18 protein-coding genes and 1 pseudogene are annotated in these 23,190 nt (G+C 49.6%); 17 read left to right on the plus strand and 2 right to left on the minus strand.

Annotated elements, in window-relative coordinates; translation table 11 throughout:
• Positions 1-30 precede the first annotated feature (30 nt).
• The 3 genes from ABMB67_RS13860 (at position 31) to ABMB67_RS13870 (ending at position 1,844) form a co-directional block, all read left to right on the plus strand.
• On the plus strand, positions 31-513 hold the full coding sequence (locus tag ABMB67_RS13860; RefSeq protein ID WP_354572441.1) for a DUF456 domain-containing protein: 483 nt from the start codon (positions 31-33) through the stop codon (positions 511-513).
• A 328-nt stretch (positions 514-841) separates the two neighbouring features.
• Entirely contained in the window at positions 842-1,012 is a 171-nt protein-coding gene (locus ABMB67_RS13865) for a XapX domain-containing protein (protein ID WP_251223018.1), read from the plus strand.
• A 52-nt stretch (positions 1,013-1,064) separates the two neighbouring features.
• Complete coding sequence (locus ABMB67_RS13870) at positions 1,065-1,844, plus strand: alpha/beta fold hydrolase (protein ID WP_354572442.1); 780 nt, start codon at positions 1,065-1,067, stop codon at positions 1,842-1,844.
• Positions 1,845-2,056: 212 nt separating this feature from the next.
• Here ABMB67_RS13870 and cls read toward each other — a convergent pair whose 3' ends face one another.
• Positions 2,057-3,253, minus strand: coding sequence for a cardiolipin synthase (gene cls, locus ABMB67_RS13875; protein WP_251223020.1), 1,197 nt, complete (start codon positions 3,251-3,253; stop codon positions 2,057-2,059).
• A gap of 278 nt (positions 3,254-3,531) precedes the next feature.
• Between cls and ABMB67_RS13880 the strand changes: the two genes are divergently transcribed.
• From ABMB67_RS13880 to pyrG, 9 genes are all read left to right on the plus strand, one after another.
• Complete coding sequence (locus tag ABMB67_RS13880) at positions 3,532-5,616, plus strand: (Fe-S)-binding protein (RefSeq protein ID WP_354572443.1); 2,085 nt, start codon at positions 3,532-3,534, stop codon at positions 5,614-5,616.
• 96 nt (positions 5,617-5,712) lie between these two features.
• On the plus strand, positions 5,713-6,891 hold the full coding sequence (locus ABMB67_RS13885; protein ID WP_354572444.1) for an acetyl-CoA C-acetyltransferase: 1,179 nt from the start codon (positions 5,713-5,715) through the stop codon (positions 6,889-6,891).
• Positions 6,892-6,909: 18 nt separating this feature from the next.
• On the plus strand, positions 6,910-7,764 hold the full coding sequence (locus ABMB67_RS13890; protein WP_354572445.1) for a 3-hydroxybutyryl-CoA dehydrogenase: 855 nt from the start codon (positions 6,910-6,912) through the stop codon (positions 7,762-7,764).
• Between the two features lie 12 nt (positions 7,765-7,776).
• Positions 7,777-8,919 (plus strand): acyl-CoA dehydrogenase, encoded by a 1,143-nt coding sequence (locus ABMB67_RS13895; protein WP_354572446.1) that lies wholly within the window; start codon positions 7,777-7,779, stop codon positions 8,917-8,919.
• Between the two features lie 11 nt (positions 8,920-8,930).
• On the plus strand, positions 8,931-10,073 hold the full coding sequence (locus tag ABMB67_RS13900; protein ID WP_354572447.1) for an acyl-CoA dehydrogenase: 1,143 nt from the start codon (positions 8,931-8,933) through the stop codon (positions 10,071-10,073).
• Between the two features lie 72 nt (positions 10,074-10,145).
• A complete protein-coding gene (locus ABMB67_RS13905; protein ID WP_251223125.1) occupies positions 10,146-10,763 on the plus strand; it encodes a TetR/AcrR family transcriptional regulator in 618 nt (205 codons plus the stop codon).
• Between the two features lie 443 nt (positions 10,764-11,206).
• Positions 11,207-14,476 (plus strand): fused isobutyryl-CoA mutase/GTPase IcmF, encoded by a 3,270-nt coding sequence (gene icmF, locus ABMB67_RS13910; RefSeq protein ID WP_354572448.1) that lies wholly within the window; start codon positions 11,207-11,209, stop codon positions 14,474-14,476.
• A 215-nt stretch (positions 14,477-14,691) separates the two neighbouring features.
• A complete protein-coding gene (gene rpoE, locus ABMB67_RS13915) occupies positions 14,692-15,207 on the plus strand; it encodes a DNA-directed RNA polymerase subunit delta (protein ID WP_251223027.1) in 516 nt (171 codons plus the stop codon).
• Positions 15,208-15,414: 207 nt separating this feature from the next.
• Complete coding sequence (gene pyrG / locus ABMB67_RS13920; protein ID WP_354572449.1) at positions 15,415-17,019, plus strand: CTP synthase; 1,605 nt, start codon at positions 15,415-15,417, stop codon at positions 17,017-17,019.
• A 261-nt stretch (positions 17,020-17,280) separates the two neighbouring features.
• On the opposite strand, the gene ABMB67_RS13925 is transcribed toward pyrG, so the two are convergent.
• Positions 17,281-17,805 (minus strand): DUF2529 family protein, encoded by a 525-nt coding sequence (locus tag ABMB67_RS13925; RefSeq protein WP_354572450.1) that lies wholly within the window; start codon positions 17,803-17,805, stop codon positions 17,281-17,283.
• Positions 17,806-18,029: 224 nt separating this feature from the next.
• Here ABMB67_RS13925 and ABMB67_RS13930 point away from each other — a divergent pair.
• From ABMB67_RS13930 to glpX, 5 genes and pseudogenes are all read left to right on the plus strand, one after another.
• A pseudogene (locus tag ABMB67_RS13930) lies at positions 18,030-18,389 on the plus strand (response regulator).
• A 230-nt stretch (positions 18,390-18,619) separates the two neighbouring features.
• A complete protein-coding gene (gene fba / locus ABMB67_RS13935) occupies positions 18,620-19,483 on the plus strand; it encodes a class II fructose-1,6-bisphosphate aldolase (RefSeq protein WP_354572451.1) in 864 nt (287 codons plus the stop codon).
• A 155-nt stretch (positions 19,484-19,638) separates the two neighbouring features.
• The gene (gene fsa / locus ABMB67_RS13940; RefSeq protein ID WP_354572452.1) at positions 19,639-20,280 is read left to right on the plus strand and encodes a fructose-6-phosphate aldolase; all 642 of its coding nucleotides are present in this window, start codon (positions 19,639-19,641) and stop codon (positions 20,278-20,280) included.
• 287 nt (positions 20,281-20,567) lie between these two features.
• The gene (gene murA / locus ABMB67_RS13945) at positions 20,568-21,851 is read left to right on the plus strand and encodes a UDP-N-acetylglucosamine 1-carboxyvinyltransferase (protein ID WP_251223033.1); all 1,284 of its coding nucleotides are present in this window, start codon (positions 20,568-20,570) and stop codon (positions 21,849-21,851) included.
• Positions 21,852-21,881: 30 nt separating this feature from the next.
• Complete coding sequence (glpX, locus tag ABMB67_RS13950) at positions 21,882-22,847, plus strand: class II fructose-bisphosphatase (protein WP_251223034.1); 966 nt, start codon at positions 21,882-21,884, stop codon at positions 22,845-22,847.
• Positions 22,848-23,190 lie beyond the last annotated feature (343 nt).

The raw sequence follows: 23,190 nt of genomic DNA on the forward strand, positions 1-23,190 counted from the left end.
TGCATGAGCGGGAAGAAAGGAAGATAAAGAATGACAACGCTTATCTGGATTTTGATTATCGCTTTATTTCTATTGAGCTTCATTGGACTGATTTTCCCGCTCGTGCCGTCTGTCCTTGTTTTATGGGGAGGGTTCCTGCTGTATGCGTTCGCGCTTGACGGGGAGCCCCTTTCGCTCTGGTTTTGGATAGGGGCAGCGCTGTTAACGATCGTGATGCTGGTGGCAGATTTGATTGCCGGTCAATATTTTGTGAAAAAATACGGAGGATCAAAATGGGGAGAACGAATGGCGGCTGTCGGCGTGATCGTCGGCTCCTTCGTCTATCCACCATTCGGCATCATTCTTGTTCCGTTTGCGCTAGTCTTCGTCACTGAGCTTCTCTCCTCAAAAGACACCAAGCACGCCGGCCTGGTGGCTGTTGCCTCCTTCCTCGCCTTCCTCAGCAGCACCCTTGCCAAATTCATCATCCAACTCCTCCTCATCATCTGGTTTACGCTGGAAGTGATGATCTAAAAAGGAGGGACCTTCTCCTTTTTAGATCATCACGAAGGCCGAGCGGAGCCGCTGAAGAAGTGGAAGGGCCATGAACGGTTTTCTCATGGACCGCCAGCGAGCGCAGCCGGCCAAAAAGGAGGGACCTTCTCCTTTTTAGATCATCACGAAGGCCGAGCGGAGCCGCTGAAGAAGTGGAAGGCCATGAGCGGTTTTCTCATGGACCGCCAGCGAGCGTAGCCGGCCAAAAAGGAGGGACCGTCTCCTTTTCAGAATAGCACGGCAGGTGGTTGGTTTTGTATAAAGACGGAATTTGAACACACACTATAGCAAGAAAGAAGGGATAAACATGCAAGAGGTTTTCTTAGCACTGCTTGCCGGACTGGTAGTCGGTTTTCTTTTTGCGTTAATTAAGCTGCCGATCCCTGCACCTCCTGCGTTATCAGGAGTCATGGGCATTGTTGGCATTTTTATCGGTTATAAATTGTACCAATGGATTATTCCGTTTTTTCAGTCCTAAGAACACTGTATGTCTGCATGAGTGCTCCCGCGAATGAAAGGGGTACAGCAAGTTGCCATATTTTCAGGAAAATGATGTGAAGCTTTACTATGAGACAGACGGTGAAGGGACCCCGATCGTATTGCTGCACCCCCCGGTGATGGGGCATCTGACGTTTCGTTTTCAGCGTCCGCTGGCGAAGCATTTCAAGCTTATCTTCGTTGACCTGCTCGACAGCGGGCGCAGCACGAAGCATTCGTCAGCTGCTAATGTGACGGAGCTTGCCAGGCTGACCCATTCCTTACTTAAGAAGCTGAATGTAAAAAAAGTGATTGTGCTGGGCTATTCGAATGGCGGTTCCATTGCCCAGGAATTCGCTCTGCGCTATCCGGGGAGCACGGCAGGGATGATATTAATTGGTGGCTTCCCCGAGGTATCAAGCTTTTTGCTGAAAAAGGAATTCGAGCTTGGGATCTGGGCTGCGGGAAAAGAGCTTATTTCTTTATTCTCTTTCGTGCTTTCCAGGGCTCATTTTACTTCACATAAAGAACAGCAGGAAATGGCCGGCTTTATTAAAAAGGCCGACGGTGAAACATTGAAGCGCATCTACGAAGACGGGATGAACTATGTCTCGACCGATCGCTTAGCGCAAATAAAAGTACCAGTCCTTCTGCTGTACGGCAAGCGGGATCGATATATGCGCACATATTTGCTGCCCTTTTGCCGCCATCTTGCTGACTTGGAGATCGTCATCGTCAGTGAGGTCGCCCATCAAGTGCCGACAAAGCGTCCAGAGGAGTGCAATCAAATCATTAAAAGCTGGTTGCTGCGAAAAAAATTGGTTACCATGTAACGCGCTAATAGGAGAAGAGCTTGAGATAAAACTAGCTTTGGACCTACTGGCAATGGCTTCACACGCCACAAGCCCGTTGTGAGAAACCCACTCACAACGGGCTTTAAAAGATCGTGGCGGTTCCGCTCATTGCTTAGAGAGGCTGGACTGTAACGGGTTAGCCTACAGGAGTGGCTTGGATAAAAGGGAATAAAACGCCTTTATCCAAGCCTCTACAAAAGCTCGGAAACGAGCGTCGCTACTTTTTCTTTTCCTTTATGGAGCAAGGAGCGCTGCTCATAAGCTGCGAGCGTCATTCGCTCGGAAATTGAGATGTCATATTCCAATTCGCTAAGGACAATTTGGACAAACGCTTTGTCATACACAAGGCAGTTGATTTCATGGTTAATATGAAAGCTTCGTTTATCGAAATTGGCCGTGCCGACATCGCACATTTGCTCATCGATCACAAGCGCCTTGGCATGGAAGAAGCCGCGGTAATACTGATAAATGTCAATGCCGGCTTCAAGCAGTGACCGAAAATACGGAAAGGCCGCTTCCTTCACGAGAGGGTGATCCGCTTTTTTCGGCAGAATGATGCGAATGTCAACCCCTCTTTCGGCGGCGGAAATCAATTCCTGCTGAAGCCGGCGGCCCGGGATGTAATAGGGCGTGCCGATAATAATCGAGCTTTTCGCCTGACGGATTAAAGCAATAAACGTTTCCTCCAGGTAGGAGCCGTCCGTTGGCAAAATCCGCAGCGGATGACGGCCCTGATCAAGTACAGGATACAAAGCCGGCTCCGTGATGTACAGTTGCTTTGCCGTCGTCCAATCCTGTAAAAACTGCTCCTGCAAATCCTGGACGCCATCTCCTTTTAACCTCAGGTGAAAATCCCTCCACAATCCAAACTTCGCACTTCTCCCTAAATATTCATCACCGACGTTAAAGCCGCCAATATAGCCCGTCTCTCCATCAATAATGACGATTTTTCGATGGTTGCGTCGATTTAACGTAAAAAAAAGAAACGGAAGCTGGGGAGGATGGGAATAAGCGAAATGGATCCCGGCTTTTTTCATTTTCTTTTTTTGCGAGCGCGATAATTTACAGCCGAAGCGGTCGACTAAAATCCGGACAGTCACGCCTTCCTTTGCTTTGTCCTCCAATAAATCAAGCAGCTGAGCGCCAATATGATCGCCGCGGAAAATATAAAAGAGCAGGTGGATATGGTGTTTCGCCTGCTTAACATCTTGAAACAGCTTTAAAAAAAACGTCTCTCCGTCCCCGAGCAGTCCGACTTCCCCGTAACGGGTTTTTTGGGTGTGACGGGTTGCCTCTCGGCGCTGCTTCCGCATCCCGGCGCGGAAATCATAGCGTAGCCAGACGATGATGATAACGAGCAAGAGGACAAACAGTAGGCTGCCATTCATTTGGAAAATGTCCCTCCTTACACAAAGTCCAGCGGTCAATCCTGTTGGTAACAGGAGAAGTTCTGGCGTCAATTTGTTAATAGTTTGCCCCGACGTTCAAGAAAAAATGAAAAGTTTTGTCGACTGAATGCTCATTCAGTTAAAAATATGCTATACTGAAAGAAACAATTTGCTATTTAATTGGGAAAATACAAAAAATTGGGGTGGTTCGGAGTAAGGCCGCTACGCTATACGCATGTCCTGTTCGTTTAGATGGTCAGGTGAAAGGAGAGAGTTTTATGGAAGCGCTAACATTGATTCACCGTCTTGCATTTCTATTGCTGACAGCTTATGCCGTCTATTTGTTTGTCTCCCTCGTTCTTACTAGATACCACTACATCAAGCTCGGGAAAAAAGCCGAATTCTCCCACTCCATCGAAGAGCGGTTCCGCGCGATTTGGGTGAACGTGTTTGGCCAGAAGAAGCTGTTAAAGGATAAAAAAAGCGGGATGATTCACCTGATGTTTTTTTACGGGTTTTTGCTCGTACAATTTGGAGCGATTGATCTGATTTGGAAAGGGCTTGCTGTCGGCAGCCATCTGCCGCTCGGCTCGTTTTATCCTGTCTTTACCCTCTTTCAGGAGATCGTTGTTTTCATCATTCTCGTGGCGGTCGTCTGGGCATTTCACCGCCGCTATATTGAAAAGCTCGTCCGCCTGAAGCGAGGCTGGAAAGCCGGCCTTGTGCTGCTATTTATCGGCGGGCTGATGGTCTCTAAGCTAGTAGCGAAGGCGATGGAAATAATCTGGATCGGCAAACCGCTCAGCGGATTTGAACCGATTGCCTCCGGACTGGCGGCCGTATTTTCCTTCGTTCCACCGGCAGCCGCAAGCGGACTTTTCTTTCTGTTCTGGTGGGTTCACCTGCTCATTTTGCTCTCGTTTTTGGTCTATGTGCCGCAGTCGAAGCACGCTCATCTGCTGGCCGCACCGGTCAACGTCTTTCTCGGCCGGACGCATCCGGTCGGGCAGCTCGCCTCGATCAATTTCGAGGATGAAAGTCAGGAAGTGTTTGGCGTTCAAAAGATTGAAGACTTCAACCAAAAACAGCTCGTTGATCTCTATGCCTGTGTCGAGTGCGGGCGCTGTACGAATATGTGTCCGGCGACCGGAACGGGAAAGCTGCTTTCACCGATGGACCTGATTGTGAAAATGCGCGATCATCTGACCGAGAAAGGGGCGGCGATTACGTCGCGCTCCCCGTGGCTGCCGGCCTTTGCCTTCAGCGGCACACGGGCCAATCAGCTTGCCGGGGCCGGGGAAGCGGCTGCCGGCTATGATGTGAGCCTGATCGGCGATGTGATCACAGAGGAAGAGATCTGGGCCTGTACGACGTGCCGCAATTGTGAGGATCAATGTCCGGTGATGAATGAGCATGTTGATAAAATTATCGATCTGCGCCGGTATTTAGTGCTGACGGAAGGGAAGCTTGACGCCGATGCACAGCGGGCGATGACGAATATCGAGCGGCAGGGAAACCCGTGGGGCATCAGCCGCAAGGATCGTGAAAAATGGCGTGAAGGACGCGAGGATATTAGCGTTCCGACCGTCAAGGAGGTTGAAAAGGCGGGAGAGGAATTTGAGTATCTGCTCTTTGCCGGCTCGATGGGTTCATTTGATAAACGGAGCCAAAAAATTGCCCAATCGCTCGCAAAGGTGCTCAATGAGGCCGGAGTCCGTTTTGCGATTATCGGCAACAAGGAAAAGAATTCCGGTGATACGCCGCGCCGTCTCGGCAATGAGTTTCTCTTTCAGGAGCTGGCAACGGCGAATATTGCCCTGTTTCAAAAGCACGGTGTCCGTAAAATTGTGACGATTGATCCGCATGCCTATAACAGCTTTAAACATGAATACCCGGAATTCGGTCTTGACGATGTCGAAGTGTACCACCATACGGAATTGCTGGCAAAGCTGATTCAGGAAGGACGCCTTCAGCCAAAGTATGAGGTGAAGGAAACCGTCGTCTATCATGACTCCTGTTATTTAGGGCGCTATAACGAGGTTTACGAGCCGCCGCGCGAGATTTTAAAGGCGATCCCGGGGATTACGCTGACGGAGATGAGGCGGAATCGGGAAAATGGGATGTGCTGCGGCGCCGGTGGCGGCATGATGTGGATGGAAGAGGATGTCGGCCAGCGGATTAATGTCGCGCGAACCGAGCAGGCGCTTGAAGTGGAGCCGACGGTGATTGGCAGCGGCTGTCCGTATTGCTTGACAATGCTCAGCGATGGCACGAAAGCCAAAGAGGTCGAGGAGCACGTTCAGACGCTGGACATTGTGGAAATTTTGGAGAAATCGCTTTTTGAAGAAAAGAATGCAGGCTAAAACAAGGCTCATTTGCTTCGGCTAATAGGTGAAGCAGATGCCAGGTGGACAAAATGAGTGAGCGTTCGCTCGACAAAGATGGAAGGGGAGATTTCGATGAGAACGGTAATTGTCAGCGGGGCAAGAACGCCCTTTGCGAAATTCGGCGGGGCGTTGCGGAACTTCAGTGCAGGAGAGCTGGGAGGTGTGGCGCTGCGAGCCGCTTTGGAGCGGGGCGGCTGGTCGGCCGAAGAGGTCGATGAAGTGATGATCGGCAATGTGCTTCAGGCGGGACAGGGGCAGCTGCCATCAAGACAGGCGGCACATCAGGCGGGACTGCCGTGGAATGTACAAACGGAAACGATTAATAAAGTCTGTGCTTCGGGGATGCGCAGCGTAATGACGGCCGATCAGCGGATTCGTTTAGGAGAAGCAGGGGTCATTCTTGCCGGCGGAATGGAATCAATGAGCAACGCACCGTATTATGTGGAAAAAGCGCGCTGGGGCGTCCGGATGGGCAACAGTGAGCTTGTCGACGGCATGGTATATGACGGGCTGACCTGCTCATTCACAAATGTTCATATGGGAACGTACGGGAATAAAGTCGCCGCGGAGTTAAAGCTGTCGCGTCAGGAGCAGGATAAATGGGCGCTGCGAAGCCAGGAGCGGGCCGCGGAGGCGATTAAGGCCGGCCGGCTCGGGGAAGAAATAACGCCGGTTGCAGTACCGCAGCGTAAAGGTGAGCCGCTGTTGTTTGCGCAGGATGAAGCTCCGCGGCAAAGCTCACTCGAGCAACTCGCGGCGCTCCGCCCGGTTTTCGGCAGCGAAGGAACGATTACGGCCGGCAATGCGCCGGGCGTCAATGACGGAGCGGTGGCGCTTTTGCTAATGTCGGAGGAACGCGCGAAGCTGGAAGGGAAACTCCCGCTCGCGACGATCGAAGCGCATACGGCATTGGCTGTGGCTCCGGAGGATTTTCCGAAGACGCCGGGCCTCGTCATTAATAAGCTGCTGGAGAAAACGAACTATCAGGCGGATGATATTGATTTGTTTGAAATTAATGAAGCATTTGCCGCCGTGGCGCTGGCGAGTATGCAGATCGCTCAGCTCGATGAAGACAAAATCAATGTCAATGGCGGGGCGGTAGCGCTTGGGCATCCGATCGGGGCAAGCGGAGCCCGGATTATTTTGACATTGGCCTATGAGCTGAAGCGGCGGGGCGGCGGATTAGGAATCGCGGCAATTTGCAGTGGCGGCGGGCAGGGCGACGCGCTGTTGCTGAGCGTTGAAGGATGAATTGAAGGAGGAATGGAAATGAAGATCAAAAGCGTAATGGTCGTTGGAGCTGGACAGATGGGAGCGGGGATTGCCCAGGTTCATGCACAGGCAGGCTTTGACGTCGTCCTGCACGATTTGGACGATGACAGCCTGAACCGCGGCATGGCAGGCATTCGAAAAAATGTCTCACGTCAGGTTGAAAAAGGCCGGTTGACAGCCGAAGAGATGGAAGCGGGCATCGCCAGGATCACGCCGTCGACCGCTTTGGAGCAAGCGGCCGGTGCGGATATCATAATCGAAGCAATCGTGGAAAATATGGCAAGCAAAACGGCGCTGTTTGCCGAGCTTGACCATCTCGCTCCGCCGCATACGATTTTAGCCTCAAATACATCCTCCTTGCCGATTACAGAAATCGCGGCGGCAACGAAACGGCCGGAAAAGGTAGTCGGAATGCATTTTATGAATCCGGTGCCGGTAATGAAGCTCGTCGAAATTATTCGCGGACTGGCCACCGATGATGACGTGTATGAAACGGTGGCCGAGCTTGCCGGCCGGCTGCAGAAAACAGCGGTGGAAGTCAATGACTTTCCGGGATTTGTCTCTAACCGGGTGTTGATGCCGATGATTAATGAAGCGATCTATACCGTTTACGAAGGGGTAGCCTCACCGGAAGCGGTCGATGAAGTAATGAAGCTCGGGATGAATCATCCGATGGGCCCGCTTACGTTAGCTGATTTTATCGGCCTCGATACTTGTCTGTTTATTATGGAAACGCTGCATGAAGGCTTCGGCGACGATAAATATCGTCCGTGCCCGTTATTGCGCAAATATGTGAAGGCCGGCTGGCTCGGTAAGAAAGCAGGCCGGGGCTTCTACATCTACGAAAGCTGAGGAGGGGAAGAGATGAATTTACGGTTTAGCGAAGAGCAGGACATGATGCGGAAAATGGTTCGCGACTTTGCGGAAGAGCAAATTACCCCTTTTATTGAAGAGATGGAAGCCAATCAAACATTTCCGCGCCACATCGTCGGGAAGATGGGTGAACTTGGGCTAATGGGTATTCCGATTCCGGAGGAGCTGGGTGGAGCGGGAATGGATTTCACCTCTTATATCATCGCCATTCATGAATTATCAAAGGTAAGCGCGGCGGTCGGTGTCATTCTTTCGGTCCACACTTCCGTCGGGACGAATCCGATTCTTTTCTTCGGAACAGAGGAGCAAAAGCAGCGCTACGTGCCGAAGCTGGCAAGCGGACAATATTTGGGAGCCTTTGCGCTAACCGAACCGAGTGCCGGCTCCGATGCGGCGGCGCTGAAAACGACGGCGGTGAAGGACGGGAGCGTGTACCGGCTAAACGGCTCGAAGTCATTTATTACGAATGGCGGGGAAGCCGATTCCTATATCGTCTTTGCGTCAACGGCACCGGAGAAAGGAGCGAGAGGAATTTCCGCTTTTATTGTGGAGAAACATACACCTGGCTTTATGATCGGAAAAAAAGAGCAAAAAATGGGTCTGAACGGCTCCCATACGACAGAACTCATTTTCGAAGACGCCCGTATCCCGCAGGAAAACTTGCTCGGAGCCGAGGGGGAAGGCTTTAAAATCGCCCTCGCCAACCTTAATCATGGCCGGATCGGGATCGCCGCCCAGGCATTGGGAATCGCTGAAGCCGCTTTTGCAGCAGCAAGTCGCTATGCGAAGGAGCGGAAACAGTTTGGCAAGGCGATCGGCCGGCAGCAGGCCGTCGGCTTCAAGCTCGCTGAAATGGCGACGAAGATCGAAGCGGCGAGACTGTTGACCTACCGGGCAGCCGTGCTAACCGATCAAGGACGGCCCTGTGGGCAGGAGGCTTCGATGGCGAAGCTCTTTGCCTCACGCACGGCAGTTGAGGTGGCAATTGAAGCGGTGCAAGTGTTTGGCGGCTATGGGTATACAAAGGATTATCCGGTTGAACGCTACTTTCGCGACGCAAAAGTGTGCGAAATCTATGAGGGCACGAGCGAGATTCAAAGAGTCGTCATTAGCAAACAGCTGTTAGCAGACTAGGGGGGAGAAGGATGAATTTTTTACTGACGGATGAGCAGGAGATGATTCGGAAGATGGTGCGTGATTTCGCTGAAAAGGAAATTGCACCAACAGCGGCTGAACGCGACGAAGAGGAACGGTTTGACCGGTCTCATTTTGAAAAGATGGCGGCTCTCGGTCTCACCGGAATACCGTGGCCTGAGGAATATGGCGGGATCGGGGCAGATTATGTCAGCTATGTGATCGCCGTTGAAGAGCTGTCGCGTGTCTGTGCGTCGACAGGAGTGACATTGTCAGCCCATCTTTCGCTTGCGAGCTGGCCGATTTACAAATTCGGCACGGAAGAACAGAAGCAGACCTATTTGCGCGCCTTGGCGGAAGGAACGAAAATCGGCGCTTACGGCTTAACGGAACCTGGCTCCGGCTCGGATGCCGCCGCGATGAAAACAACAGCCGTCGAAGAAGAGGATGGATATGTGCTGAACGGGTCGAAGATTTTTATTACAAATGGCGGTGTCGCCGATCTGTATATTATCTTCGCCCTGACCGACCCGGAGCAGCGTCATAAAGGGGTGAGCGCCTTTATCGTCGAAGCGGATACACCGGGCTTCTCCGTCGGCAAAAAGGAGAAAAAGCTCGGCATCCGCTCATCGCCGACAACGGAAATCATTTTTGAAAATTGTCGTGTTCCGAAGAAAAATATGCTTGGTGCGCGGGGAGAAGGCTTTAAAATCGCGATGATGACGCTGGATGGAGGAAGGAACGGAATTGCCGCCCAGGCGGTTGGCATTGCACAGGGGGCGCTTGATGCCGCCATCGATTATGCGAAGACGCGCAAGCAGTTTGGCAAGGCGATCGGTCAGCAGCAGGGTGTGGCCTTTAAGCTCGCCGATATGGCGACAAAGGTCGAAGCGAGCCGGCTTTTAACGTACCAGGCTGCTTGGCGCGAAAGTGAACAGCTCCCGTATGGTCTGGAGTCGGCGATGTCAAAGCTGTTTGCCGGCGATACGGCGATGGAAGTGACAACCGAGGCGGTGCAGGTGTTCGGCGGCTATGGCTATACGAAGGACTATCCGGTCGAGCGTTTTATGCGTGATGCGAAAATTACGCAAATTTATGAAGGAACAAATGAAATTCAGCGGCTCGTCATTTCAAAAATGCTGTTAACGGAATAATTGTGGATGGAACGTTGCTGTAAAGTCTAGTATGCTTGAAGCAACAACGATTTTGAAAAGGTAGGTTAGCCAATCATGAAAAAGTCTGTTCCATCTATGGTCAAAGATCCACAGCTTGTTAAGAAGCGGCGCGAACAAATGGTGAAAGGAGCGGTTCGCTTATTCATCGAAAAAGGCTTTCACCGGACAACAACAAGAGAGATTGCCAAGGAATCCGGCTTCAGCATCGGCACGCTCTATGAATATATTGGATCAAAGGAAGATGTGCTTTATCTCGTCTGTGATGCGATTTATGAGGAGGTCAGCCGTAAGCTGACAAAGCAGCTTGACTCAAGTCTGACGGGGATCGAACGTCTGCAAAAAGCGATTGCTTCCTTTTTCCAGGTCGTCGATGAAATGCAGGACGAGGTGCTCGTCATGTATCAAGAGGCAAAATCTTTACCGAAGGAAGCATTGCCTTATGTGCTACAAAAGGAGCATGAAATGACGGCAATGATTGAAGCGATCATCCGCGACTGTGTAACGGAAGGCGTTCTCTCACTATCAGATGACCAGATCAAGCTGCGCGCCCACAATATTCTCGTTCAGGGGCATATGTGGACGTTCCGCCGCTGGTCGATCCAAAAGCTGTTTACGCTTGAGCAATATACAGCCTTGCAAATGGAGCAGCTGCTCGCATCAAGCCGTTAAAAGCCTGCTATAGACTTTGCACACTACTTCGAAGGTCGAGACAAAACTAGCTTTAAGGGGGTAAAGAACAACCTTTTTTATACGGAAACTAGAGTCTGGCCGAAGTTCAAGGATGGCTCTGCCCCGCCTTTAGAGGCACAGCGTGTTGGAACAAGATTCCGTTAATCTTCTATTTTGACGCTCATCTGTGCAACAATAGGAACGAAATTCCGTTACTAGGCAAAAACAAGCGGTTCAACCATCTTGTCACCGACAATAGCGGAATGAGGTTCCTTGTACCCCAACGAGAAGGGCCCTGAAAGCGAGATAACGGAATGACGTTTCCACTGTCCCTCTCCAGCAAAGGCGGCCTTCCCCCTCGCCTTGCACTAGTTTTCATTCATCGTGGTGTTTTTCAACCATGGTTGTTTGTCGCAGCCCTTATCCAAAAAGGAGGATGAAAAATGAGTGAAATAACGAGTTATCGTCCGAAGCATCATGTGCGCTTTGTCACAGCTTCAAGCTTGTTTGATGGTCACGATGCCTCCATTAATATTATGAGAAGAATTTTGCAGGCGAGTGGGGCTGAGGTGATTCATCTCGGTCATAACCGCTCTGCCGACGAAATTGTAAGCGCTGCAATTCAGGAGGACGTCCAAGGTATTGCGATTTCCTCCTATCAAGGAGGGCATTTGGAATTCTTTAAATATTGCTACGACCTGCTGCAACAAAAAGGTGCCGGCCATATCCGGATATACGGAGGCGGAGGCGGGGTGATCACTCCTCCGGAAATAAAAGAGCTGCATGAATACGGGATCGCGCGGATCTTTTCACCGGACGACGGGCGAAAAGAGGGATTACAGGGCATGATTGATCATATGCTCCGTGAATGTGACTTTTTAACGGTCAAGGAGCTGCATGATGAGCTGACGGCGTTACAGGCGAGAGATGACAAAGCGATCGCCCGCTGTATTACCTATGTCGAGCAAATGACGCTCGAAAACAGCGAGGCGGCGGCCACTGTCGAACAGGCGCTGAACGAGCAAATAAAGAACCGTCCTGAAACGTCGCCTGTTTTAGGTATTACCGGTACAGGAGGAGCGGGAAAGAGTTCTCTGACTGATGAACTGGTCCGCCGGTTTTTGTATGCTTACCCTGAAAAGACGGTGGCGATTTTGTCGATTGACCCGACGAAGCAGAAGACAGGCGGAGCATTGCTCGGTGATCGGATCCGGATGAACGCGATTCATCATGAACGCGTCTACATGCGAAGCCTGGCGACGCGGAGCTCGCGTTCTGAAATTTCGGCAAGCTTGCGGGAAGCGGTTGCCGTAACAGAGGCGGCCGGTTTTGATTTAATTATCATTGAAACGAGCGGGATCGGACAGGGGGATGCTGAAATTGTCGATATCGCCGATGTTTCGCTCTATGTGATGACGAGCGAATTTGGCGCGCCGTCCCAGCTTGAAAAAATTGATATGATTGATTTCGCCGATCTGATCGCAATAAATAAATTTGACCGTAAAGGATCGGAGGATGCCTTGCAGCAGGTGAGGAAGCAGTATCAGCGCAGCCGCAACCGGTTTGCCGAGCCGCTCTCCGCGATGCCTGTTTACGGGACGATCGCCAGCCAATTTAATGATCAGGGGACGACGAATTTGTTCGCCGCTTTAGTAAAGACGATTGTCGAGAAATGCGAAAAAGACTGGGAGGTACCTGAGGAAGCGGACACGGAGGCCGTCACAAAGCAAAATGTGATCATCCCTCCGGAACAGGTTCATTATTTACATGAGATCGTCGCGACGATCCGCTCCTATAAGCAGCAGACGGAGGAACAGGTCGCAACGGCGCGCCGCCTCTTTCAAATTGAAGGCACAGTGAAGGCTCTCGCTGAACATGAGTTCTCTTCCGCCGATGCGCAGCAACCGCTTCAACAGCTCAAGCAGCTGTATGAGCAGAAGCTGACGCCGGAGACGAAGCGCATTTTGGAGCAATGGCCGGCGCTTCAAAACGCCTATAAGCAGGACGTCTATGTCACAAAAGTGCGCGGACGGGAAATCGTAACCGAGCTGACGACGGAAAGCCTGTCCGGCTTAAAGATTCGCAAGGTCGCTCTGCCGTCCTTTGCTGACTGGGGCGAAATTGTCCGCTGGGCACGCGAAGAAAATGTTCCCGGCTCATTCCCCTACACCGCCGGCGTTTTTCCGTTTAAACGACGGGAGGAAGATCCGAAACGGCAGTTTGCCGGAGAAGGAACACCGGAGCGGACGAACCGGCGTTTTCATTATCTCTCGCAGGAAGACGAGGCGAAGCGTTTAAGCACGGCGTTTGATTCAGTGACGCTGTACGGGGAGGATCCTGATTATCGGCCGGATATTTACGGGAAAATCGGCGAGAGCGGCGTCAGTGTTTGCACGCTTGATGACATGAAAAAGCTGTATGCCGGCTTTGATTTATGCGCGCCGTCGACATCGGTTTCGATGACGATCAACGGACCGGCGCCGATTATTCTGGCGATGTTCATGAATACGGCAATTGCTCAGCAGCTGGAGGCTTTTGCCGCTGAAAAGGGCCGGAAGCCGACCAATGAAGAAGCGGAAGAAATTAAAGCCCGGACGCTGGCGACGGTCAGGGGAACGGTGCAGGCTGATATTTTAAAAGAGGATCAGGGGCAGAATACATGTATTTTTTCAACGGAGTTTGCTCTCCGGATGATGGGCGATATTCAGCAATATTTTATTGATCACAATGTCCGTAACTATTATTCTGTTTCGATCTCAGGCTATCATATCGCCGAGGCAGGCGCCAATCCGATTTCGCAGCTCGCCTTTACCCTCGCAAACGGATTCACTTATGTGGAGTATTATTTAAGCCGCGGAATGGATATCGATCACTTTGCCCCGAATTTGTCGTTCTTTTTCAGCAATGGTCTTGATCCTGAGTATACGGTAATCGGCCGTGTCGCGCGCCGGATTTGGGCGACGGTCATGAGGGAGAAATATAAGGCGAACGAACGCAGTCAAAAGCTGAAGTACCACATTCAGACGTCAGGCCGTTCTCTGCATGCCCAGGAAATCGACTTTAACGACATTCGCACGACGCTGCAGGCATTGATGGCGATCTATGATAACTGTAACTCCCTGCACACGAATGCTTACGATGAGGCAATCACGACGCCAACTGAGCAGTCAGTCAGACGGGCGATGGCGATTCAGATGATTATCACAAAAGAACTTGGCCTCGCCAAAAATGAGAATTCGCTGCAAGGCTCCTATATTATCAAGGAGCTGACCGATCTAGTGGAAGAAGCGGTGCTTCAGGAATTAGAGCGCCTCAACGAGCGCGGCGGCGTGCTCGGGGCGATGGAAACACAGTATCAGCGCGGCAAAATCCAGGAAGAGTCGATGTATTATGAAATGAAAAAGCATACAGGCGAGCTGCCGATTATCGGCGTCAACACGTATCTGAATCCGAAGGAAGCGCCGGAAGATGATTTCAAAATGGAGCTCGCCCGGGCGACGCAGGCCGAAAAGGAGCAGCAGATCGCAAATCTTAAGGCATTTCACAAAAAGCATGCGCAACAAGCTCCGGCAGCGTTACAGGCTCTTCAGCACACGGCTGTTACGGGAGGGAATATTTTTGCGGAATTGATGAATACCGTGCAAGTCGCCAGCCTCGGCCAAATTACAGCCGCTCTTTATCAGGTCGGCGGGCAGTATCGAAGAAATATGTAACGAAGATGACATGGCCAAAACCCCTTTTCACGTCAATTCTTCTCGATGTTTGCGGGAGCGGAAATGTTGTATAATAGAGGCATCTAAAACGAGAATCGTTTTTTCTCTTACTTCAGCTAGCATAATGATAGGAAATATGTTTATAATGAAAAGTATGCTTACAATCCCATTATTGACAAATAGATAGAAGATTGGACTGAAAGGACGTGCAAGATATGAACTTTGATGCCATGACAAAAGAGGAAATTCAAGAAGTTCCAATGGTAGAAATTGCGTATGCGATTATGAAAGAAGAGCGCAATCCGTTTGATTACTATGACCTCATGAAAAAGGTTGCCGAGCTGAAAGGAATGACCGATGAAGAAGTAGAAGCGCGGATCGCCAACCTTTATACAGATATGAACATCGATGGCCGCTTTCACTCACTTGGAGATAACCGCTGGGGCCTGAAAAGCTGGTATCCGCTTGAACAGGCAGAGGAAGAAATTACAACGCCGGTTAAGCCGCGGAGAAAAGCAAAAGCAGTAGATGATGAAGATATTGATCTCGACGAAGATTTTGATGAATATGAAGATGAATACGAAGATTTAGAAGATGAGCTTGATGAAATTTCCAATGAAGAGGATGCCGACGAAGAAGAAGATTTTGATGACAAAGAAATCGAAGAGCTTGAAGATGATGTAGAGGAAAGCGATGACGAGGACTTTGAAGAGGAAGAAGAGATCGACTGACGGTAAACTGTCTCTTGACTTCTCCCGCTATTCTAGGTAGAATCATTTTTGGGCTTTAGAAAACGATACGTATATAGAAAGATACAAGGAACAAAAGTGCGCCCCCTTTTTCTGAGGGAGGGCTGTCACTTTTGTTTTTTTATTTGAATAGGGAAACCATAATGGTAACTAAACTTTTCATGTATAGAAGGCAAGGGAGACGATTAGATGACAACAAAGTATATTTTTGTAACTGGTGGCGTTGTATCATCACTTGGAAAGGGGATTACGGCAGCATCCCTTGGACGATTGCTGAAAAATCGCGGCTTGAAAGTCACGATTCAAAAATTTGATCCATATATTAATGTCGACCCGGGGACGATGAGTCCGTACCAGCACGGGGAAGTCTTCGTAACCGATGATGGGGCCGAAACGGATCTTGATCTCGGTCATTATGAGCGCTTTATCGATATTAACCTGAGTCAGAACAGCAATGTCACAACCGGAAAAATTTACTCAACCGTGTTGAAAAAGGAACGCCGTGGCGACTATTTAGGTGGTACGGTTCAGGTCATCCCCCATGTGACAAATGAAATCAAGGAACGTGTTTTCAGAGCAGGACGCGAAACAAACGCCGATGTGGTCATTACCGAAATTGGCGGCACCGTCGGCGACATTGAAAGCTTGCCATTTCTTGAAGCAATTCGCCAAATTAAAAGTGATGTCGGGTTTGATAATGTGATGTACATTCATTGTACCCTTATTCCTTATTTGGCCGCGGCCGGAGAAATGAAGTCAAAGCCTACGCAGCATAGCGTGAAGGAGCTGCGCAGCCTCGGGATTCAACCAAATGTCATTGTCGTCCGCACAGAAAGACCTGTCCCTCAGGATATGAAGGAAAAAATCGCCCTCTTCTGCGACATTCATAAGGATGCGGTTATTGAGGCACGCGATGCGTCGACATTGTATCAGGTGCCGTTAGATTTGCAGGCGCAAAAGCTTGACTCGATTGTATGTCAGCATTTAAAGCTTGATTGTCAGTCAGCCGAGATGGGCGAATGGATCGAGCTTGTCGAAAAGGTACAGAACCTTTCCCGCAAAGTAAAAATTGCCCTGGTCGGAAAGTATGTCGCTTTGCCGGATGCTTATCTTTCCGTGGCGGAAGCTCTTCGCCATGCCGGGTACGCATTCGATGCCGACATTGACATTGATTGGGTTCATGCCGAAGATGTAACTGACGAAAATGCAGCCGACTTGTTAAAAGAAGCAGACGGCATCCTAGTCCCGGGAGGCTTCGGTGACCGCGGGGTCGAAGGGAAAATTTCAGCGATCCGCTATGCGCGCGAGAATAAAATTCCATTCCTCGGAATTTGTCTCGGCATGCAGCTCGCAACGGTGGAGTTCGCCCGGAATGTACTGGGGCTGGAAGGGGCTCATTCTGCCGAGCTTGATCCAATGACACCGTATCCGATTATCGATTTGCTGCCGGAACAGAAGGAAATTGAGGATCTTGGCGGAACGCTTCGACTAGGTCTTTTCCCGTGTAAGTTGGAGGAAGATTCCCTTGCTCACCGGACGTACGAGGAACAAATCGTTTACGAGCGTCACCGTCACCGTTATGAGTTTAATAATGAATACCGTGAACAAATGGAAAAGGAAGGCTTTATTTTCTCCGGGACAAGCCCGGACGGACGCTTAATTGAAATTATTGAGCTAGCCGATCATCCGTATTTTATCGCCTCCCAGTTTCATCCGGAATTTCGCTCAAGACCGACGCGTCCTCAGCCGTTATTCAGAGAGTTTATCGGAGCGTCATTAAAACAATTCAGCTAATCAGCTATAGAAACAAGGAGATCTCAAAGAAGCTGCTGAAAAAGTACGATTTTCACTTTTTCAGCAGCTTTTTCGTAATGAGCGGAGCCGTTGCCTGATTTTTAAAACGTTACTTTGAGAGAAGCATGAAGCAGATTCGAAGAAGGGCGACAGTTCCGTTCGTTACGCGCTCTTCTGAAAGAACACCACTTTCAGAAGAGCTTCAACCCCTTGTAACGACTCCACATGTCGCTTCTAAAAAAGCCGCAACACGGCTTTTTCTTATTCATACTCTGCTAAAATGTCGCGCATGAGTAGGGATAAACAGAAATAGACGTAGAGCGCGGCGAGGGAAAGGGGGTAGCCGATGCGGTCGCCGGTCTCCGTTGGGACAAGTCCCTGGTGCAGCGGCAGGGGAAGGTGAACATCGACCTGCTCCGTCACAGGAGCGTCGCTTTTTTCTGAGCCGCTGATTAGAACGCAAGGGATTTGATGCTCGTAAAGCTTGGAAATGAGATCGAGCAGCTCGGGATCGTCTGCTGATCTGGCTGCAAGCAGTACCCGGTCGGCGGAAGCGAGAGAGGGGACGGCTGATAAGGTCAGCGGTTTTGCCTGCTCGAACTTTTCCTTTCCAGAAAGAGCTTCCGCTGTTACGGCCGTCATTTCATCTTTGCCGTATACATAGAGATGACCGTCTCCGACAAGAGCCTGACTAAGCAGTCTTGCCGCATCCTCGAGCCTCTCGTCCTCTTGTTCCGCTATTTTCTTTAACAGACCATTCAACTGTGTCGTAAATATTTTCAGCAATTTGTCTAACTCCTTTACCGTTGTCCATTCATTATAGCGCAGAATGGCATAGTCATAAAGGCACAGCAGGCTCTTTGGCTGAGTGGAATTGAAGTTGCAAAATGCAAAATGAAGCAGGATTTTACAGGTTGGTGCAGAATAGGAATGGGTGGAGGATAACGGTATGATGAGAAATGGGCGACCGTTCTCAAGATATTTCAGCAAAGAGAAAAGGGGTGGCTTTCATGAAGAAAATCCTCGTAGTCGATGATCAGTACGGAATACGAATCTTGCTTTGTGAAATTCTTCAAAAGGACGGATATCAGATGTTTGAGGCTGCCAATGGCGTCTAGGCATTAAAGATTGTGGAAGAAGAACAGCCTGATCTTGTGTTACTTGATATGAAGATTCCTGGAATGGATGGATTGGAAATTTTAAAGCGCATTAAGGAAAATCATGAGCATATTAACGTCATTATGATGACGGCTTATGGAGAATTAAATCTTATTTATGAAGCGATGAATTTAGGAGCAATTACTCATTTTGCTAAACCATTTGATATTGATGATATTCGCGAAGTCATTCGCAAAAGCTTAACCGTCTAGCTGTCCGCGCTTGAAAAAACGCTTTCTTGTAAAAAAACGAATCATTCCTTGCACAAAGACGTGTAATTTCAGGTCATTATGCTATAATGGACACGTTCAATTAATGAAACATCGTATAGAGCTTTTTTGTTTAGCGTGAAGCTTCCCGATACATAAACAGTGCTGAAGAGGGAATCTTGTTAAGGACAAAAGAGTTCTATCATTTGCTCAATCGTAAAGGAGGACATTCAATGCCTTTAGTATCAATGAAAGATATGCTCAACAAAGCGAAGGCGGAAGGTTATGCGGTAGGTCAGTTCAACATCAATAACCTTGAATTTACACAAGCCATTTTACAGGCAGCGGAGGAAGAAAAGTCTCCGGTTATTCTCGGGGTTTCAGAAGGGGCAGCCCGCTATATGGGCGGCTTTAAAACGGTTGTCAATATCGTGGAAGCGTTAATGGAGGAATACAAGACTTCAGTACCTGTCGCGATTCACCTCGATCATGGTTCGAGCTTTGAAAAATGTGTGGAAGCAATTCATGCCGGATTTACGTCTGTTATGATTGATGGCTCGCATTATCCGCTTGCTGAAAATATTGCGTTAACGAAGCGTGTCGTCGACGTCGCGCATGCTCTTAATGTTTCTGTTGAAGCAGAGCTTGGACGGATTGGCGGCCAGGAGGATGACCTCGTTGTCGAGGATGCCGAAGCGGCGTACGCGATTCCGGAGGAGTGTAAAGAGCTGGTTGAAGCGACTGGTGTCGACTGTTTTGCTCCGGCGTTAGGCTCGGTTCACGGCCCTTATAAAGGAGAGCCAAACCTCGGCTTTGACCATATGAAAAAAATTGACAGCTTAGTTGGCATCCCGCTTGTGTTGCACGGGGGAACGGGAATTCCGACAGCCGATATTAAAAAGGCGATTCAGTTCGGCCATGCTAAAATCAATGTGAATACGGAAAATCAGATCTCATCTGCGAAAGCGGTTCGTGAATACCTTGCGGCCAATCCGGAGCAGTATGATCCGCGTAAATATTTAGGGCCGGCCCGTGAGGCGATTAAAGAAACCGTCAAAGGGAAAATGCAGGAATTCGGCTCTTCGAATAAAGCATAATGAAAGAAATAGAGCGGGAGACGGTAGCTCGCTTTTATCTGCGACTCCGCACTGCTTCGGGGATGTCTCAAAAGGGAAGGTAAACCCTTTTGAGACATCCCCTTATCATCATGAACGATGTAACCGATTTTACACTATGTGAAAGGGTGATGAACATGAAGTTTTTTATTGATACAGCTAATCTAGATGAAATCAAAGAGGCGCACGCCTTAGGTATTCTTGCCGGCGTCACAACGAACCCGTCTTTAGTAGCGAAAGAAGGCGTTGATTTTCATGAGCGGCTTCGTGAAATTACGGCGCTTGTTCCCGGCTCCGTCAGCGCCGAAGTGATAGCGCTCGATGCTGACGGAATGATCAGTGAAGGGAAGGAATTAGCGGCGATTGCTCCGAATATTACCGTGAAAGTCCCGATGACAACGGAAGGGCTGAAAGCGGTCCATGCTTTTTCTGAATTATCAATTAAAACAAATGTCACCCTTGTTTTCTCGGCAACACAGGCTTTGCTCGCTGCGCGGGCGGGAGCGACCTATGTCTCTCCATTCCTTGGACGGCTTGATGATATTGGCCATAACGGGCTCGATTTGATTAGTGAAATTGTCGAGATCTTCGAAATCCACGACATTCCAACTGAAATTATCGCCGCATCGGTGCGCCACCCTGTGCATGTCAATGAAGCGGCACGCAGAGGAGCGCATATTGCGACCATTCCATTCAAGGTCATCCAGCAGCTCACGAAGCATCCATTAACCGATCAGGGCATCGAAAAGTTCCTGGCCGATTGGAAAGAACGCTCGTAATGGAAAGAGCGGACAAAAGCGTATAATAGGGAGATTCTGCCGGACTTGTGCCAGTTTGACACAAGTCCGGAGCCTCGCTGCTATTTTCGGATTGATTAAGGGTTCCAGCCATTTTGGCAGCTCCTGTTTCTTCATAATTATTCGTCGCTCTATCCATACTCCCAAACAATTCCCTTGCCAATCTGACACACAAAAGCTCGTTACTTTCTCCTTGTTATGGTTATAATGGAAATAGAGAAGCTACCTACGTGTCTTCGGGCTGAGTAATAGATGGAAGGGATGCGATTATGGATAAATTAATGATTAAAGGCGGCAAGCCTTTAGAAGGAACTGTACAAATAAGCGGAGCTAAGAATAGTGCGGTTGCTTTAATACCCGCAGCAATCTTGGCTGATTCTTATGTGACAATCGATAATCTGCCAGAAATATCTGATGTGCAGCTGTTAGCTGAACTCCTGAAAGAAATCGGGGGCGAGGTCCAGCTCAACGCTCAGGAAATTACGATAAATCCAGCTTCAATGATTTCAATGCCGCTGCCAAACGGCCGTGTTAAAAAGCTGCGCGCCTCTTATTATTTAATGGGAGCGATGCTTGGCAAATTTAAAAAGGCTGTCATTGGACTTCCGGGTGGCTGCAATCTTGGTCCCCGGCCGATTGATCAGCATATTAAAGGGTTTGAGGCGCTGGGAGCAAAAGTAACGAATGAGCAGGGAGCGATTTATTTGCGGGCGGAGGAGCTTCGCGGCGCAAAGATCTATCTGGATGTTGTCAGCGTCGGAGCGACGATTAATATTATGCTGGCCGCCGTGCGGGCCAAGGGACAAACGATTATTGAAAATGCCGCGAAAGAGCCTGAAATTATTGATGTTGCTACTTTGTTGACGAGCATGGGAGCTAAGATCAAGGGAGCAGGTACAAACGTCATCCGGATTGATGGCGTCGATTCCTTAAGCGGCTGCAGGCATTCGATTATCCCTGACCGGATTGAGGCCGGAACGTATATGATTATCGCCGCTGCAGTTGGACAGAAGGTTGTCATTGATAATATCATTCCTTACCACGTAGAATCGTTGATTGCCAAGCTGAGGGAGATGGGGGTAACGATTGAAGTCGAGGATGATCGGCTGCTCATACATAACAGCACCAAGAAAAAGGGTGTTGATATTAAGACGCTTGTTTATCCTGGTTTTCCAACTGACCTCCAACAGCCTTTTACGAGTCTGCTGACTCAGGCGCAAGGAACGAGCATCGTCACCGATACGATCTATAACGCACGTTTCAAGCATATTGATGAATTGAGACGGATGGGAGCCAATGTGAAAGTGGAGGGCCGCTCCGCCATTATTAACGGAAGTACGACACTGCAGGGCGCCAGAGTGAGAGCAAGTGATCTTCGCGCAGGTGCCGCCTTAGTCGTCGCCGGCCTTCTGGCTGATGGCGTGACCGAAGTTTCTGGACTGGAGCATATCGACCGCGGCTATGCCAATTTAGTCGAAAAGCTTGTCGGTCTCGGTGCAGATATATGGAGAGAAAAAATGACGGAAGAGGAATTGGATCAGGTGAAAAGCTAAAGGATACAAGCGAGAAGAGGGGGAGAAAAGATGGAAAGAAGTTTATCGATGGAATTAGTCCGGGTTACGGAAGCAGCAGCGCTTGCTTCGGGACGATGGATGGGACGCGGCAATAAAGAGGAGGCCGATCGCGCGGCGACAGAAGCAATGCGGGACGTGTTTGACACGATTCCAATGAAGGGAACGGTCGTCATTGGAGAAGGAGAAATGGATGAAGCGCCGATGCTTTATATTGGCGAAAAGCTGGGGAACGGCTATGGCCCGCGGGTTGATGTCGCGGTCGATCCGCTGGAGGGAACGAATATCGTCGCTTCCGGGCAGTGGAACGCCCTCGCTGTATTGGCAGTAGCCGATCACTCGAACCTCCTTCATGCGCCGGATATGTATATGGATAAAATCGCGGTCGGTCCGGAGTCGGTCGGCAAAGTGGATATTAACGCGCCGATTATCGACAATCTTCAGGCGGTGGCCAAGGCGAAGAATAAGGATGTTGAAGACCTTGTCGTCGTTATTTTGAATCGCAAGCGGCATGAGAAAATGATTGAAGAAATTCGTTCTGCCGGCGCCCGGATTAAGCTTCTTCCAGATGGAGATGTAGCCGCCGCCATCAACACGGCTTTTGGCGATACAGGCGTCGATCTGTTGCTCGGCTCAGGCGGGGCGCCGGAAGGAGTACTGGCGGCCGTCGGTCTGAAATGTCTCGGAGGAGAGCTTCAAGGCAAGCTTTTGCCACAAAACGAGGCTGAGCTTCAACGCTGCAAGAAGATGGGCATTGAAGATGTGACGAAAGTTCTTTATATGGATGATCTCGTCAAGGGAGATGACTGTATCTTCGCTGCTACCGGTGTAACGGATGGCGAACTTTTACGAGGCGTGCGCTACAATGGAACAACGGCGACGACACAATCGCTTGTCATGCGGGCAAAATCCGGAACCGTCCGGTTTGTGGACGGCAAGCATAGCATGAAAAAGAAACCGGATCTGGTCATTCGGTAATAAATCTTTCTTTTTAGCAGAGAGAAGCTTATAAAAACGCTGGCACTGTCGTGATGTATGGAAGGCGGTGCCTTATGTTTGGCGGAGCAAATGAAAGAGTCCTTGAATATTATGTTGAAATGTGGGTAAAATATAGCTAATATAGACATACTTTGCTTTTGCTAATCACATTCACCGAATCCATCTCCGAAACCCTCCATTCTTCCTTTATGCTTTTTCAAGGGATTACCGATTACCCTTAGGAATAAAAAGTATTGTCAAGAATTGAGTTGCGTTCTTCATTATTTTTCGTGATCACAGCAATCATTGCCGCTGGCGGCCAATGATTTATTAATTATAGAAG

Source organism: Halalkalibacter oceani (assembly GCF_040544555.1).
GTDB lineage: Bacteria > Bacillota > Bacilli > Bacillales > Bacillaceae_D > Halalkalibacter > Halalkalibacter oceani.

Excerpts from the sequence above, each read along its gene's own strand:
- icmF (WP_354572448.1), top strand. The coding sequence starts at position 11,207 with ATGAGTGAAATAACGAGTTATCGTCCGAAGCATCATGTGCGCTTTGTC.
- ABMB67_RS13880 (WP_354572443.1), top strand. The coding sequence starts at position 3,532 with ATGGAAGCGCTAACATTGATTCACCGTCTTGCATTTCTATTGCTGACA.
- ABMB67_RS13895 (WP_354572446.1), top strand. The coding sequence starts at position 7,777 with ATGAATTTACGGTTTAGCGAAGAGCAGGACATGATGCGGAAAATGGTT.
- ABMB67_RS13900 (WP_354572447.1), top strand. The coding sequence starts at position 8,931 with ATGAATTTTTTACTGACGGATGAGCAGGAGATGATTCGGAAGATGGTG.
- fsa (WP_354572452.1), top strand. The coding sequence starts at position 19,639 with ATGAAGTTTTTTATTGATACAGCTAATCTAGATGAAATCAAAGAGGCG.
- fba (WP_354572451.1), top strand. The coding sequence starts at position 18,620 with ATGCCTTTAGTATCAATGAAAGATATGCTCAACAAAGCGAAGGCGGAA.
- ABMB67_RS13860 (WP_354572441.1), top strand. The coding sequence starts at position 31 with ATGACAACGCTTATCTGGATTTTGATTATCGCTTTATTTCTATTGAGC.
- pyrG (WP_354572449.1), top strand. The coding sequence starts at position 15,415 with ATGACAACAAAGTATATTTTTGTAACTGGTGGCGTTGTATCATCACTT.
- ABMB67_RS13865 (WP_251223018.1), top strand. The coding sequence starts at position 842 with ATGCAAGAGGTTTTCTTAGCACTGCTTGCCGGACTGGTAGTCGGTTTT.
- murA (WP_251223033.1), top strand. The coding sequence starts at position 20,568 with ATGGATAAATTAATGATTAAAGGCGGCAAGCCTTTAGAAGGAACTGTA.
- ABMB67_RS13885 (WP_354572444.1), top strand. The coding sequence starts at position 5,713 with ATGAGAACGGTAATTGTCAGCGGGGCAAGAACGCCCTTTGCGAAATTC.
- cls (WP_251223020.1), bottom strand. The coding sequence starts at position 3,253 with ATGAATGGCAGCCTACTGTTTGTCCTCTTGCTCGTTATCATCATCGTC.
- glpX (WP_251223034.1), top strand. The coding sequence starts at position 21,882 with ATGGAAAGAAGTTTATCGATGGAATTAGTCCGGGTTACGGAAGCAGCA.
- rpoE (WP_251223027.1), top strand. The coding sequence starts at position 14,692 with ATGAACTTTGATGCCATGACAAAAGAGGAAATTCAAGAAGTTCCAATG.
- ABMB67_RS13890 (WP_354572445.1), top strand. The coding sequence starts at position 6,910 with ATGAAGATCAAAAGCGTAATGGTCGTTGGAGCTGGACAGATGGGAGCG.